The 13168-nt window shown below is 47.6% G+C and carries 16 protein-coding genes and 1 riboswitch; of the genes, 7 read left to right on the forward strand and 9 right to left on the reverse strand.

Annotated elements, in window-relative coordinates; translation table 11 throughout:
- Window positions 1-154: 154 nt before the first annotated feature.
- Window positions 155-1099: an aldo/keto reductase family protein gene (locus AC0TWI_RS11140; RefSeq protein ID WP_488126424.1), complete on the reverse strand. Its 945-nt coding sequence runs from the start codon at window positions 1097-1099 to the stop codon at window positions 155-157.
- Between the two features lie 66 nt (window positions 1100-1165).
- Entirely contained in the window at window positions 1166-1540 is a 375-nt protein-coding gene (locus AC0TWI_RS11145; protein ID WP_488126425.1) for a DUF2500 domain-containing protein, read from the reverse strand.
- Between the two features lie 149 nt (window positions 1541-1689).
- A riboswitch (TPP riboswitch) is annotated at window positions 1690-1798 on the forward strand.
- 109 nt (window positions 1799-1907) lie between these two features.
- Here AC0TWI_RS11145 and tenA point away from each other — a divergent pair.
- From tenA to thiE, 4 genes are read left to right on the forward strand one after another with little or no spacing between them, the layout of a single operon-like run.
- Window positions 1908-2597, forward strand: a complete 690-nt coding sequence (gene tenA, locus AC0TWI_RS11150; protein ID WP_488126426.1) for a thiaminase II — start codon at window positions 1908-1910, stop codon at window positions 2595-2597.
- Between the two features lie 3 nt (window positions 2598-2600).
- Window positions 2601-3407: a hydroxyethylthiazole kinase gene (gene thiM / locus AC0TWI_RS11155; protein WP_488126427.1), complete on the forward strand. Its 807-nt coding sequence runs from the start codon at window positions 2601-2603 to the stop codon at window positions 3405-3407.
- Window positions 3404-4243, forward strand: a complete 840-nt coding sequence (thiD, locus tag AC0TWI_RS11160) for a bifunctional hydroxymethylpyrimidine kinase/phosphomethylpyrimidine kinase (protein WP_488126428.1) — start codon at window positions 3404-3406, stop codon at window positions 4241-4243. Before thiM ends, thiD begins: the two co-directional genes overlap by 4 nt.
- Complete coding sequence (gene thiE, locus AC0TWI_RS11165; RefSeq protein ID WP_488126429.1) at window positions 4224-4898, forward strand: thiamine phosphate synthase; 675 nt, start codon at window positions 4224-4226, stop codon at window positions 4896-4898. The genes thiD and thiE overlap by 20 nt, the downstream gene beginning before the upstream one ends.
- A 51-nt stretch (window positions 4899-4949) precedes the next feature.
- Here the strand turns inward: thiE and AC0TWI_RS11170 are convergent, their stop codons facing one another.
- The gene (locus AC0TWI_RS11170) at window positions 4950-5837 is read right to left on the reverse strand and encodes a cation diffusion facilitator family transporter (protein WP_488126430.1); all 888 of its coding nucleotides are present in this window, start codon (window positions 5835-5837) and stop codon (window positions 4950-4952) included.
- Window positions 5838-6154: 317 nt separating this feature from the next.
- Between AC0TWI_RS11170 and AC0TWI_RS11175 the strand changes: the two genes are divergently transcribed.
- Together AC0TWI_RS11175 and AC0TWI_RS11180 are read left to right on the forward strand one after the other, a co-directional pair.
- A complete protein-coding gene (locus AC0TWI_RS11175; RefSeq protein WP_488126431.1) occupies window positions 6155-6364 on the forward strand; it encodes a YjzC family protein in 210 nt (69 codons plus the stop codon).
- Window positions 6365-6518: 154 nt separating this feature from the next.
- Window positions 6519-7994, forward strand: coding sequence for a methyl-accepting chemotaxis protein (locus tag AC0TWI_RS11180; protein ID WP_488126432.1), 1476 nt, complete (start codon window positions 6519-6521; stop codon window positions 7992-7994).
- Between the two features lie 19 nt (window positions 7995-8013).
- Here the strand turns inward: AC0TWI_RS11180 and AC0TWI_RS11185 are convergent, their stop codons facing one another.
- The 6 genes from AC0TWI_RS11185 to AC0TWI_RS11210 form a co-directional block, all read right to left on the reverse strand.
- Window positions 8014-8547, reverse strand: a complete 534-nt coding sequence (locus AC0TWI_RS11185) for a P-loop NTPase family protein (RefSeq protein WP_488126433.1) — start codon at window positions 8545-8547, stop codon at window positions 8014-8016.
- 118 nt (window positions 8548-8665) lie between these two features.
- Window positions 8666-9229, reverse strand: coding sequence for a superoxide dismutase family protein (locus AC0TWI_RS11190; protein ID WP_488126434.1), 564 nt, complete (start codon window positions 9227-9229; stop codon window positions 8666-8668).
- A 77-nt stretch (window positions 9230-9306) separates the two neighbouring features.
- Entirely contained in the window at window positions 9307-9996 is a 690-nt protein-coding gene (locus tag AC0TWI_RS11195) for a hypothetical protein (RefSeq protein ID WP_488126435.1), read from the reverse strand.
- Window positions 9993-10745 carry a hypothetical protein gene (locus AC0TWI_RS11200; protein WP_488126436.1) on the reverse strand — a complete coding sequence of 251 codons (753 nt, stop codon included), beginning with the start codon at window positions 10743-10745 and terminating at the stop codon, window positions 9993-9995. Before AC0TWI_RS11200 ends, AC0TWI_RS11195 begins: the two co-directional genes overlap by 4 nt.
- Complete coding sequence (locus tag AC0TWI_RS11205; RefSeq protein ID WP_488126437.1) at window positions 10717-11628, reverse strand: ABC transporter ATP-binding protein; 912 nt, start codon at window positions 11626-11628, stop codon at window positions 10717-10719. The genes AC0TWI_RS11200 and AC0TWI_RS11205 overlap by 29 nt, the downstream gene beginning before the upstream one ends.
- Window positions 11625-12002, reverse strand: coding sequence for a GntR family transcriptional regulator (locus AC0TWI_RS11210; RefSeq protein WP_488126438.1), 378 nt, complete (start codon window positions 12000-12002; stop codon window positions 11625-11627). Before AC0TWI_RS11210 ends, AC0TWI_RS11205 begins: the two co-directional genes overlap by 4 nt.
- A gap of 173 nt (window positions 12003-12175) precedes the next feature.
- On the opposite strand from AC0TWI_RS11210, the gene AC0TWI_RS11215 reads away from it, so the two are divergent.
- Entirely contained in the window at window positions 12176-12940 is a 765-nt protein-coding gene (locus AC0TWI_RS11215) for a GTP pyrophosphokinase (RefSeq protein ID WP_488126439.1), read from the forward strand.
- Window positions 12941-13168: the final 228 nt, after the last annotated feature.

The raw sequence follows: 13168 nt of genomic DNA on the forward strand, positions 1-13168 counted from the left end.
GTAATATTTTGTTGTGGTGACTTAATTTTATCAGAAGTGGTCCTTATCTTTCATGAAAGACAATTAAAGCCGGCGAAATTTTACTCATCGTAAAATTTCGCCGGCTTTTTTCAGATTAGAGGGGGTTTTGTCCCAGCCTCTTCACCTTTTCATATTACTTTAAAATATCCTCGATTTTATCGATCACGTCTTGCTGCAGCTTAAGCTCGCTTCCTTTGACGTTATCCTCGATCTGTTCCGGCTTGCTGGCACCAACAAGAGCGCTCGCGACGTTGTCTTGGCGAAGAATCCATGCCAAGGCAAGCGATGGCAAGCTTGTGTCCAGCTCCTCAGCCAATCCTTGCAGACGTTCGACTCGATTGAAATTTTCCGCAGTAAGGAAGTTCTTCACCGAGGAATTGATTGAATTATTGGCCGCCCGGCTGTTTTCAGGGATTTTTCCCCCTTTGTATTTACCTGTCAGCATTCCTTGCGCAAGCGGAGAAAAGACGACCTGACCGATTCCATATTTGCTTGAAACCGGGATCACCTCTTTTTCGATATATCGGTTCAGCATGTTATATTGCGGCTGGTTCACGACAATCCGGTCCAGCAAATACTTATCAGCGATGCCGACCGCTTCCTCGATTTGCGCTGCACTCCATTCACTAACACCCGCATACAGGATCTTCCCTTGACGGATCAGATCGTCGATGACGCGCAATGTCTCTTCGACCGGCGTCTCAGGGTCATAGCGGTGGCAATAAAAAATGTCGACATAATCAAGCTCCATCCGCTTCAAACTGTTGTTGACCTGTTCGTATACATGCTTGCGTGACAACCCGCGATCGTTCGGCAGGTCTCCCATCGGCCAGAAAGCTTTTGTAGTGATTACATATGACTCGCGGGGAAATGCTTTAAGGGCCTTGGCCATTACCCGCTCCCCCTCGCCCCGCTCATAAACATTCGCGGAGTCGAAGAAGTTGATTCCAAGATCATATGCTTTATGTATAATCTTTTCGGCAGTATTATCTTCAACTGACTTTCCATATGTAAGCCAGCTGCCCAAGCTGATTTCACTGACTTTCAAACCTGTTCGTCCCAGTCTGCGATACTTCATTTTATCAGCCCCATTTTCAGAATATTTACTATCACCCTATATTTTTCCTTACGAGAGGAGCTTCTGTCAAGAATTTGAACCTGCTTTCCCCGTTCTGGAGAAGCCAATAAACCGAGTCCCTTGGAACGTTAGATTCCCAATGTCCCCATCCGCAAGCTGGCCGTATTCCTTCCCATTGACCGCGAATTCCAAGCGGTCTCCGCTCTCCACTTCAAACGTGGCATAATAGTCCGTGGAAGCCATCATATCTCCTGCCCCCCCACTCACTTCTGCTCTTTTGGCAGACACGATTGCCGGAACAGTCAGTCGGGGAGAGTTACGATTTTTTGCACCTTGGATCGCTGACCTGATAATCGAAAAAAGAATAAGCCCGAATACTAGCAAAAACATCAGTGGCATCAAAAATTCAACAAAGGTAAAGCCGCCATAATGAAAATCCAATTCCATCTCCTCCTCTGCCATCCATTTGTTCTTTTACTGATTATAGACTAAAAAAGTTTCAATATTCGGATTGTCCAAACAAGATGCGTAAGAAAATTTACTGAAATCTTTCTATATGATATACTCAAGAGGACAATTTCATCTTTTTGTCAAACCGCTGGGGGAGCCTTTATGAAAGGCTGAGACGCGCATGTGAGGCGCGGACCCTTGGAACCTGATCTGGATGATACCAGCGTAGGGAAGTGGAGGCGCATATTTTTTTCAAGCATAATGCTGCTTCCCGTTCTTTCAGGGGGAGCAGCTTTTTTTATCCTCCTTCCTCTGCCCTTTATCCCGATCGACTATTTTTGGAAAAGGGGATGACGTGTTGACTTTCTGTGAAGAAGTACGCAGAGAATGCAATGATTTGTGGGAGGCGAGCTTTACCCACCCGTTTGTGAGAGGGATTGCGGACGGTACTTTGCCGCTCGATACTTTCCGGTTTTACGTGAAACAAGATTCCTATTATTTAAGCCACTTTGCCAAAGTACAGGCTTACGGGGCTGCCAAATCTCCGGATCTTGCCGTGACAAAGGCGTTTGCAGAGCATGCGCTTGCCACTTGTGAAGCCGAGCTGAGCCTGCATGAATCCTTCATGACCCTGCTCGATGTGACAGAACAGGAGCTGAAAGAGTTTGAACCAGCTCCAAATGCGTATGCCTATGTATCCCATTTATACCGCTGTGCTGATGGGGACCTGGCAGAAATACTCGCCGGCCTCCTCCCTTGCTATTGGCTCTATTATGAGATTGGCGAAAGGCTGAAGGATGCAAAACCTGGACACCCGATCTATGAACGGTGGATCGGGACTTATGGATCCGAATGGTTTGCTGAAAAAGTGAAGGAGCAGATCAACCGGATGAATGAGCTCGCCGAAGCCGCCTCACCTGAAAAGCGTCTGCTATTGAAAGAGCATTTCAAAAAGAGCAGCTATTATGAGTGGAATTTTTGGGAGATGGCTTGGAAACAGCAAAATTGGCGTGTATGCACTGATGTTCTCGCTGAAGGGAGGGCGTAACTGATGCTTCAACCGAAACTAATTAGCGAACTGCGTTCCCGCAATCCGCTCATCCACTGTATTACCAATTATGTTGTCGCCAACTTTCAGGCAAATGGCCTGCTCGCCCTTGGCGCTTCCCCTGTCATGGCTGAAGCTGCGGAAGAGTCAGCTGAAATTGCCGGCATCTCTTCCTGCCTGTCACTGAACATTGGCACATTGTCGGAAGAAACGGTAAAATCAATGATTCTTGCCGGGAAAGGAGCCAATCAAAATGGAGTCCCGGTAGTGCTGGACCCTGTCGGAGCAGGCGCTTCCTCCTTCCGTAAAGCCACAACAATGTCGATCATCGGGAAGGTCAAGCTGGCGCTGATCCGTTGCAATGCCGGAGAACTCGCGGCAATTGCCGGAGCGAAATGGGAAGCGCAAGGCGTTGATGCCGGAGAAGGTAATCTCGATATTGGGCATCTGGCTAGAAAAATAGCGCTGAAATATGAGACCATCGTTGCCGTAACCGGGGAAACGGACATCATTACGGACGGCCGGTCCTATGCAGAAGTAGAGAACGGAAGCCCGCTTCTCCCGTCTGTCACCGGCTCCGGCTGTTTGTTGAGCAGTGTCGCAGGCGCCTTCATCAGCATAGCGGACGATCCATTTGCGGGAACTGTGACAGCACTCGCCGCATATGGCATCGCGGGAGAAGAAGCGGCAGCCCGTTCAGAAGGTCCGGGAGATTTCATCCCGCATTTCCTGAACTCGCTTTACTCCATTACTCCTGAAGCAATTGAAAAGGCGGCACGGGTCACAGTAGAGAAGGCGGTGCTGTCATGACGAGCATTGGATTGACGATTGCCGGATCGGACAGCGGCGGCGGGGCCGGCATCCAAGCAGATTTGAAAACTTTCCAGGAGCTTGGCGTATTCGGCACCTCTGCCCTGACAGCTGTCACCGCGCAGAACACATTGGGAGTAAGCGGGGTTTATCCGATGGAACGGGTTGCCCTGCGCAAGCAACTGGATGCAATCGGTGAGGATTTCCAAATAGGCGCCTTAAAAACTGGGATGCTATTCAATGCTGGCCTGATCGAGGAAACTGTACAGGCGATTGGGCGCTATCGATGGCCAAACGTCATCGTCGATCCCGTCATGATTGCGAAAGGAGGCCAGCCTCTCCTGCAGGAAGAAGCAGTGGACACGTTGGTAAACCGGCTCCTGCCAGTCGCTGACATGGTGACACCCAACATTCCCGAGGCAGAATTGCTCACGGGCATGCCGATTCTGTCAGAAAGCGAAAGGATCCAGGCGGCCGAAAAGATTCTCACGCTCGGCGTTCAAGCCGTCGTGCTAAAGGGCGGCCACTTGAACGACGAAGAATCAGCAGCTGATCTATATCTTGACAGGACCGGCCGGCAGTTTTATCTTGTTTCACCGAGAATTGATACGAAGGATACACATGGAACAGGCTGCACCTTTTCAGCTGCCATTACAGCCCGGCTCGCTGCAGGTGCTCCAGTACCGGACGCTGTTAAGGATGCGAAAGTTTTTATCCAAGCCGCCATTTCAAATGGACTAGGGATCGGACATGGACATGGCCCGACGAACCACTGGGGACACCGGCAAGCTATTGATCAGGGGGTAGAAATTAAAGATGCCATCCACACAAATTAGGGACGTCCGCTCACTTTTAGCCTGCTATTTCATTATGGGCTCCAACCAGGCCGGGAGCCGTGATCCCCTGTATATTTTAGAGGAAGCGCTAAAAGGCGGGATCACCCTATTCCAATTCCGCGAAAAAGGCAAAGATGCTTTAACCGGAACGGATAAGAAGCTGTTTGCCCAAGAGTGCCAGACACTTTGCCGGCAATATAGCATCCCATTTGTCGTCAATGATGATCCCGAACTTGCCATGGAGCTTGATGCTGACGGCATTCATGTCGGCCAGGAAGACTCCCCCGATATCTGGGTTCCCCGCTTTATCGACAAAGGGAAACTCGCCGGGCTGTCCGTCCATAACCTGACGCAAGCAGATCATGCTATATCATGGAGGGCAAGTTATGTTGGTGTCGGCCCCATTTATGAGACACCGTCAAAAGAAGATGCGAAAAAGCCTGCCGGGACAACTGTGCTCGGCCAGATTCACAAACGTTATCCGGATTTGCCGATCACGGCAATCGGCGGGCTGACAGCTGCAAACACCCCGCCTGTCATCCGGGCTGGCGCAAGCGGTGTTTCCGTTATCTCCGCGATTGCAGCTGCCCCGGATGTCCGGGAAGCGGCAAAAAAAATCAGGGAAACGGTTGAAGTTCATTTACAGGACGACTGATACCGGCATCTCATCATCAAAATAGGCCGCGCTGCCATTGCAGCTGCGGCCTTATTTGCAGTCTTTTTTCTCGCCCTCCGGCTCCACATGGACATGGACTTCGAACACATCAAAGTCTTCAATCAGTCGTTCCTCCACTCGACTGGAAATAGCGTGAGCCGCACTGATATTCAATGACGGATCTACGAAGATTACCGCATCGACCACAGAATTGCTGCCATACTTTCGTGCACGAATGTCTTTGATCCTCTCCACTCCCGGCACTTCCGAAATTGTTTCCTTGTATGTCTCAAGACGTTCCTCATCGTATCCATCCGTCAGGTCATGGGAAGCTTCTCTGAAGATCGTCCAGCCTGTTTTACAGATTAGGAGACCAACAATTACAGCGGTGATCGGGTCAAGCCAGGGTAGATGAAACTGCGAGCCTGCAATACCCACCACAGTTCCGATGCTCACCCACGCGTCGGAAAGATTGTCTTTCGCGGCCGCCAAAACTGCCTGGCTCCGTATCCTCCGTGCCAGCTTCAGGTTATAGCGGTATACCCCATACATAATCACCGCACTTGCAAGCCCTACCCATAAGGACAACATGTCTGGAGTCACGGTTTTCCCGTTCATGACAGAATCAGCAGCATTCAGCAATACTTGAATTCCTACGGCCACCATAATGAACGCGGCAACCATTGAAGCAACCGCTTCTGCCTTCCAATGCCCATATCGATGATCCTTGTCGGCAGGTCGTTGTGAAATTCTGAGTCCGATCAATACTGCAGCAGATGCAATGATATCTGTCATGTTATTTAACCCGTCCGCCTGCATGGCATGGGAATTTGCCCATTGCCCAACAAATAATTTTACCCCTGACAAGAACAGGTAGACAGCAATGCTTAGCATAGCCCCTTTTTCACCGAGCTTTAAATCTTTCAATCTTTCTTCCATTCGTCTTCCTCCCATACTTTGGAGAAAAATACTGTCCCCCGTATGTATAATTATCATACCAAGCTGCATTCTAGTGGGTCTACAGCAATAATCTTGTCGCTATTCATCAAATTCAATCCCTTCAAACATTGTTTGCCGGGGTAAACAATTCACTTCAAAAAGGAGACATGTGACCTTTAAACTCCTAAACTTCGATTGGAAACACGTACATTATGATGAAAACTTTAATTTTTTTGCGCTTCCATTACCTTTTTCTACAGGAATTTGTTATAATCTCTTTATGTGGAATGGAATAAAATTAAAGCGAGGTATTTTCTATGAATCAATTCGTTAAATCCGGTGAAGCAGCACCAGTTGCTGGCACTTATGTAGAAGTAGGACACGGCGGCGGAAAAATCAAGGAAGCTCAACGTGTAGAAGTGGAAAAAGGCGCAAAATTGCCTGAACTGAAGCCTTATACAGTTAAAATCAACCATAAAGGCGAAGAAAAAACAAGAGACCGTCAGCACAAATGGCTTTTGGTCTAATCATATCGATTTAAAATGGCAGGCATCTTTATCCAAGATGCCTGCCATTTTTCCTTTTCGGGACCCAGTACAATTTTCCCCTCCCCTCTTTACTGCCCGTTTCCTTTTATGGTAAATTATGAATGATTGATCATTCAAATATGGGGGCTGCACAATGAACAGTGTTGAGGAGTTAATCAAAAGAGATTGGCAGAATAAAAATACAATCCTATTTACAGCCTTTCAGATTTCTGCAGGCCTGACGCTTTTGTTTTATTTGCTGACACAGAAAGAATGGCCAAAGACAGCGAGCTTTGGGGCTGCCTTTACAATCTCTCTCATTTTCTATCTTCTCGCCCGGAAAAACTACGGTTTTATTTCCCGCCTTTTCCCTTTTATTATTTTGACAGTTCTTGCCGGAGCAACAATTGTTAGCGCCCTGATCAGCCCGCCATCGATGACGACGCTTGCTATCGTTTTTTTTGCAATCGGCATTGCCAGTATCCATGCAGATCGGAAAGTGATGGTATACGGGGGTGTACTCGCGCTTTCTGTGTTATTCGCATTTCTCAGCGGTTATCCCAATGAGGAGGAAATGGCTGCAAATCGCGGCAACCTGCTGCTTGTCGTACTGCTTCTATTCTTCGCTTTGTTTTTGCAAATCAGGCAAAGTCGCCTCGTATTTGAAAAAGTCCAGCAATTTGTCCAGGAAAATGGGCAAAGGGCGGATCTCGAAGCCAGCCAGCGCGCACTCCTTGGGAACGGCGTTTCACATATTATTGAAAACTTGAATTCAATTTCGGAACTATCCAAGGCCAACCAGGCTGCGCAGGAGGAAATGCTGAAAGCAGTCCATGAGGTGAGCATTGGAGGGCAGCGCCAGGCTGACCAAATCGCTTCCATTGCGGAGAGAGCGCAACAGACGAACAGGGCCATCCACACTTTTGCCCATGAATTGACAGGTATTGTGGCGAATGCCCAACAGGCACAGCATCAGGCCGGACGCGGCGCAAAAAGTATGGATGAGATGACAGTTGAAATGGGCAGCGTCCAATCCCTTCTCGTCCAGCTCAATCATTCCTTTAGCAACCTAACCGGAAAATTAGCTGGCATCAATGAGATGGCATCAGCCATTCAAGCGATCACCGTGCAAACAAATCTACTATCTTTAAATGCTTCGATCGAAGCAGCGAGAGCAGGAGAATCGGGAAAAGGCTTCGCTGTCGTAGCTGAGGAAATCCGTAAATTGTCGACGCTTACCGATGAAACACTCGCCCAAATCCGCACGAATCTTGATGAAGTGCACCAAGTGACGAAGGAAACGGACCATATATTAAAAACGAGCACCGATAGTATTCTCAAAGGGGTGGATGCCTCTACTGATACAGCCAAACAGTTTATGCTTGTTATTGATGCCATGAAAGAACTCAAAAATGAGCTATCCCGCTTCCAAACCATGTCCACGAATATACAGGAAGATTCACAAGTGATTCATGATACAACAACTGAATTTGCTTCAATTGTGGAACAAAGCAGTGCGGCTTTGGAAGAGATGAATGCGAATCTCGCAATGCTCGCCGATAAGCATTTGCAGATTCATAACTTTGTCCGCCAGACCCATGAAACGGCAGTGGCTATAAAAAAGGAATAAGAGGAAGCCGGAATCAATTCTACTGATGATTCCGGCTTCTGGCTTCTTCCAAGTACATCCTGATGGCCTGTCTTCCCTTTAGCTCAATGACCTCGAGGTTCGGATATTGATCTTTCAACTGTTTAAACTGACCGGCCAACCTTTCTTTGCGAGGGCGATACGTCGTGAGGATATAGCGGAGAAATTCCCAATCAAGCTTTTCCGGGCAACCGGGTGCCATGTCCTCACGCGTTCTCCCCCTGTATTGCCATCTTCTTTTTACAGCACGATACAAGCAGACTGTGAGCGGCATTTCCAGATAGATAAGCGTGTCTGCAGCGGGAACCCGCTCCTCAAAGGTGGAAAAATAATTCCCTTCAATGATCCATCCTTCTTTTGCCGTGATTCTCCTTTGTGCCTCGAGAAACTCATCTTTCCCTGCCTCTTGCCAACCGGGCTTCCAAAAATAGGAGTCGAGATGATAGACAGGTATATTAATAGATTCACCAAGCCGTCTGGCAAAAGTGGATTTGCCTGTACCCGGCGATATGCCGATTACCATGACTCTCTTCATTCAAACCCTCCCCCCTCGACCGACTTTTCTGAAAAGTAATTGTACGATAGAATCGAAAATAAAAAAAGGGCTGCTGCAACAATTCCTGAGTTGTCGCAGCAGCTTGCAGCTGTTTCACTTATTCATTTTGTCCGAATGCAGCGCAGGCGATCCGTTCTCCCGAGTTCCCGGCCGGATCAGTTTTATAATCGTCAGGACCCGCATGGATCACAACCGCGCTTCCATCCTCATCTAGAAGGGAGTTTGCCGCTCCTTTTTTGAGAGTGACAGAAGGAGCGATAATTTCGCGCTCAATTTTCCCATCCTTTTCAACCGGGATATTCGGCAGATCACCGGCATGGAAACCTTTCGGGTTGTCGAAGCCGTGTTCCTTCTTTTCCGGATTAAAGTGAGGTCCGGCTGAAGTGAAATCAGGCGGTGTACAGACGCCGGTTTGATGAATGTGGATCGCCTTCTCTCCACCCGAGAAACCCTCGGCCTTCACATAAATTTTGACCCCTTCGCCCGCTTCAGACAATGTGACCGTACCTGCCTGTTTTCCTTCATTGTTTAAAAGCGGCGCCTCAATCTTTTCCTGAGCCGCACTGGGCACTGCTTCTTCCTCCGCTTTCGGCTTACTGGCGGAGCTGCATCCACCTAGCAGCAGTACCGCACACCCGCCGGCAATGATAAATCTTTTCATTGTAGTACCTCCTGCATTTTATTTTTCTCTAGCAGGATGGCCAATTGAAGACCCGGGCAACCGTTTTTTCGGAAAAATCATTGACCAACATACTCCAAATAAACAGTCCCTTCATTGTTAATCGTGACATTGCGGGGGATTTGCAGATAGATCACTTCTGTTTCCTTCACGTCGACAAAGAAGCCGCTGCCTGTGAATTGAGAGATTGGAAACTCTTTCTTGAACATCGTCATGCTAATTTGAACCTGTTCCGAAGAACCGAGTAGCCGCAGTTCATTTCCTGTCATTTCAATTTCGGGTACTGGCAGCTGTTCGGTATAATCGAGCCCCCCATTGACGGCATAGGAATAGTAGCTCACTTTGATATTTTCCCCTTCTTCTTCCAGCTGCTCTACGATAATATCGTCTGTTTGCAGGCCAATCGGTGTTTTCAACACAAGTTCATCCCCTGGCAGTTGGAATTCCCATTCTTTCCGCAGCCAGCTGCTCCCGGCTGCCTCGGTGTTCCCTTCGCGGATCAATTTATTGAACCTGTCAATCCGTTTTTCTGCATTCTTCATATTTACGGGTACCGGCTGGTCATCCTCACTGAGCGCCTCCACCCCAATTGCACAAATGACAAGGACGACGGCATAAAGAACGAAGATTCCGATCATTATTCTTCTATTGTTAAAAAGATTTTTCCCCGCCTTTTTAATTCCGCTCCAAATGAGAAACAACAAAACCAACATAACGATGATTGGCAATAAGGTCACGAGAATGCTCACAGTCTCACCTCCAGTTTCTTGGATACCATTTGTGCTCCGGCAAAAAACAAGAAGGAAAGAATGATTATTTTAATGAAGAAAAGCAGCAGGGACGATTCTTTAAACAGGAATGCCGGTATAGACAGAAGAAATTGCTCATATCCGTATCTCCCCATCAGGGCCAAAAATGTAAGCAGGGCTGCCGGAAGGATAAAGATGAACAGTTTGCTCCACTGGACAAGCATTCCGATCAAATAGCCGAGCGCACTGAAGAAAAACATATACAGGCCCGCCGCCGCAATTCCGATTATGAATTCAAGCGGTGCTCTCACGATACTGCTGCCGGTCAGTGTAATGATGTCCGACTTATCCCAGAAATAATATAGTTTGGCAAGGTATCCGGAGAGAAATGCCGATACTCCCCCGATCACGCTTGCAGTCAGCAGGAAAAACACATTCGCAACTGTGCTGCTCAGCCGATTCGAGATAAAGGCAAAATCATCATATCGGACTGCTTTTGTCGTCAAGTAAACGCCCGTCACAAAAACCCAAAGTATTGTAAAAATAATGCTCACGTCACTCGAATAGATTTCCGTATAAACTGTATGTGAACCTCTGCCTGAACTGCTAGATCCTGTAAAACCTTGAGTAAACAGGAGACCCAGCAACTGAAGCAGGATGAGCGAACCGAATATGCTAATCTGCGACTTCATTTTATATGAAAATTGCTTTTTTACCGCTTCAAACAGGCTCATTTGATGCAAAGACATCGTCGATTCCCCCTCTTCCGTCATCCGTTAAATAAATGCTGAGCTCCTCAGCACTGATGGTGGTGAACTTGAGACCCGACTGCTTGCCTCTCTGCCATTCATCAGCAGAAAAGTCATTTCTGACAACAGCCTGCCAGCCCGCCGGCCCGACTTTCCGTTCATGAAGCACTGCCTTGCCCGCCAGCCACCCTTTCGCTGCGCCAGTATGGTCCTGGACACCGACCGCCCACTCTTTCATTTCAGAGACGGGCAGATGGAGACGAACCTTCCCTTCCTTCAGGAGAATCACTTCTTCAAGCAGATCCTCTACCTCATTCAAATGATGGCTGGAGATGATGATTGTCCGCGGGCGGGCGATATAGTCCTTTAACAGCGCCCTGTAGAAATCCTGTCTGGATGCAGCATCCATTCCTGTTGTCGGCTCATCGAAGATCGTGAGCGCGCATCCTGCGGAAAGGCCGATAATCATATTGAACGTACTTTTCATCCCTTTTGACAAACTGTCATAATTCTGTTTTTTCGCCAAGGAGAAGTGCGAGAACAAACCCCATGCCAAATCACGATTCCAGTTCGGATAAAAATCCTCCGCCGAGAAAAGGATGTCTTCAAGCGTTAGAGCCGGCGCGAATGAGACTCTATCATCCATCATAATTCGGTTGGCAGCGACATATAAACTGTCATAGGGCTCACGGGAAAAAACACGAATTTCACCAGAAGTCTGCCGGAGGAATCCGGAAATGAGCTTCAGCAATGTCGTCTTCCCCGCTCCGTTTCTTCCGATCAATCCGATCAACTTGTTTTCGCCGATTATGCAGTCCAACTCATCCAGTGCCTTCTTCCTGCCGTACTTTTTTGTCACTCCCTTGCATTCCACCGCATTCATTCTTTTCCCCTCCTCTTGCTTGCTTCTTTTACCATGGTGACTAGTTCTTCTTCTTCGACATTCAATCTCATGGCTTCGCTGACCAGTTCCTCAATCAACTCTTTCAACGTTTCATTCTTCCTCCTGTCCAATATTTGCTGCTTCGCGCCTTTTGCCACAAACATTCCCAAGCCGCGCTTCTTATAGAGGATCTGCTCATCCGCCAGCAGATTCAGCCCCTTGGCGGCTGTTGCAGGATTGATCGTGAACAGATCCGCAAGCTGGTACTGTGAATAAACCTTGCCGCCTTCTTTAAAATTTCCGCTAATGATTTCGTTCTCGAGCCATTCAGATATTTGTACATAGATCGGTTTCGATCCGTCCATTTCGATCATGAAGATCAATCCCGCCCTTCAACGGTAGTGCATTACTGTTGTAATGTACTATATTCCATATTCAGAAAAATTGCAACAAAAAAAAAGGAAAGTTCTCAGTTTGTCCATCGGCCCTGAACGTTGATTATGCTAAAATTGCTCTATGACCCTTGGGCATGAAAGGATGTAACAGCATGAAAAACCAGGAAAACTTACATTTGAACCAATTAAAATCAATGAGAACAGAATTGACCCGCTTTATGATGGCATATAAATTTGCTTGTGACGAAATCAATACAAAGGTTAATATCCTGTCTGATGAGTTCAACTATCTCCACGACTACAATCCGATTGAACACGTGAAGTCCCGTGTCAAATCACCTGAAAGTATATTGAATAAGATCAAACGGAAGGGCTACGACTTCACCCTTCACGCCATCCGGGAAAACATAAAGGATATCGCCGGCGTCCGCATCACCTGCTCCTTTATATCCGACATCTACCTAATTGCCGAAATGCTTGGAAAGCAGGAAGATATCGAGGTAATAGAAGTGAAAGATTATATTAAAAATCCGAAGCCGAATGGTTACCAAAGCCTGCATATGATCTTGCAAATCCCGATTTTTATGACGGATCGCACCGAGCACACCTATGTGGAAATTCAGATCAGAACAATCGCGATGGATTTCTGGGCAAGCTTGGAGCACAAAATTTACTATAAATACGATAAAAACATCCCCGTGCATCTCGCTGAAGAGCTGAAGAACTCCGCAAAGGTGGCCGCCGAACTTGATCGGAAGATGGAGTGGCTGCACAAGGAAGTGTCTAAAATCAAAAAGGAAGAGCAAAGCGGGGAATTGATTCCCGGCTTTGGCAATGATGAGATCAAGTCTCTCATCGGCAAAGCATTAACAGGTATCGAAATGCGGCTCGATGGACCCGCACCCCAGACCGAGTAATCTTCTCGGTTGCCACTCCTTCCAAACCTTGCCTTCAAATAATTGTTTTCAACAACGCCATCTCCTATAATGGAGATGGCGTCTTCCTTTTCGGGCTGTACCCAAATTCAGGAAGAAGTGCCTCAATCATTTTCTGACTTGGCAGGAAAGTGGAAAAAAGTCACCCTCCCGAAAAGCCAGCATACTTTTTCGGGCTGCGGGAGTTAACATCAAGGCAAAAGGAGCTGA

Source organism: Lederbergia sp. B243.17 (assembly GCF_057657925.1).

Excerpts from the sequence above, each read along its gene's own strand:
- AC0TWI_RS11180 (WP_488126432.1), top strand. The coding sequence starts at position 6,519 with ATGAACAGTGTTGAGGAGTTAATCAAAAGAGATTGGCAGAATAAAAAT.
- AC0TWI_RS11140 (WP_488126424.1), bottom strand. The coding sequence starts at position 1,099 with ATGAAGTATCGCAGACTGGGACGAACAGGTTTGAAAGTCAGTGAAATC.
- AC0TWI_RS11190 (WP_488126434.1), bottom strand. The coding sequence starts at position 9,229 with ATGAAAAGATTTATCATTGCCGGCGGGTGTGCGGTACTGCTGCTAGGT.
- AC0TWI_RS11215 (WP_488126439.1), top strand. The coding sequence starts at position 12,176 with ATGAAAAACCAGGAAAACTTACATTTGAACCAATTAAAATCAATGAGA.
- AC0TWI_RS11210 (WP_488126438.1), bottom strand. The coding sequence starts at position 12,002 with ATGATCGAAATGGACGGATCGAAACCGATCTATGTACAAATATCTGAA.
- AC0TWI_RS11200 (WP_488126436.1), bottom strand. The coding sequence starts at position 10,745 with ATGTCTTTGCATCAAATGAGCCTGTTTGAAGCGGTAAAAAAGCAATTT.
- AC0TWI_RS11170 (WP_488126430.1), bottom strand. The coding sequence starts at position 5,837 with ATGGAAGAAAGATTGAAAGATTTAAAGCTCGGTGAAAAAGGGGCTATG.
- AC0TWI_RS11205 (WP_488126437.1), bottom strand. The coding sequence starts at position 11,628 with ATGAATGCGGTGGAATGCAAGGGAGTGACAAAAAAGTACGGCAGGAAG.
- AC0TWI_RS11185 (WP_488126433.1), bottom strand. The coding sequence starts at position 8,547 with ATGAAGAGAGTCATGGTAATCGGCATATCGCCGGGTACAGGCAAATCC.
- thiD (WP_488126428.1), top strand. The coding sequence starts at position 3,404 with ATGACGAGCATTGGATTGACGATTGCCGGATCGGACAGCGGCGGCGGG.
- AC0TWI_RS11175 (WP_488126431.1), top strand. The coding sequence starts at position 6,155 with ATGAATCAATTCGTTAAATCCGGTGAAGCAGCACCAGTTGCTGGCACT.
- thiE (WP_488126429.1), top strand. The coding sequence starts at position 4,224 with ATGCCATCCACACAAATTAGGGACGTCCGCTCACTTTTAGCCTGCTAT.
- thiM (WP_488126427.1), top strand. The coding sequence starts at position 2,601 with ATGCTTCAACCGAAACTAATTAGCGAACTGCGTTCCCGCAATCCGCTC.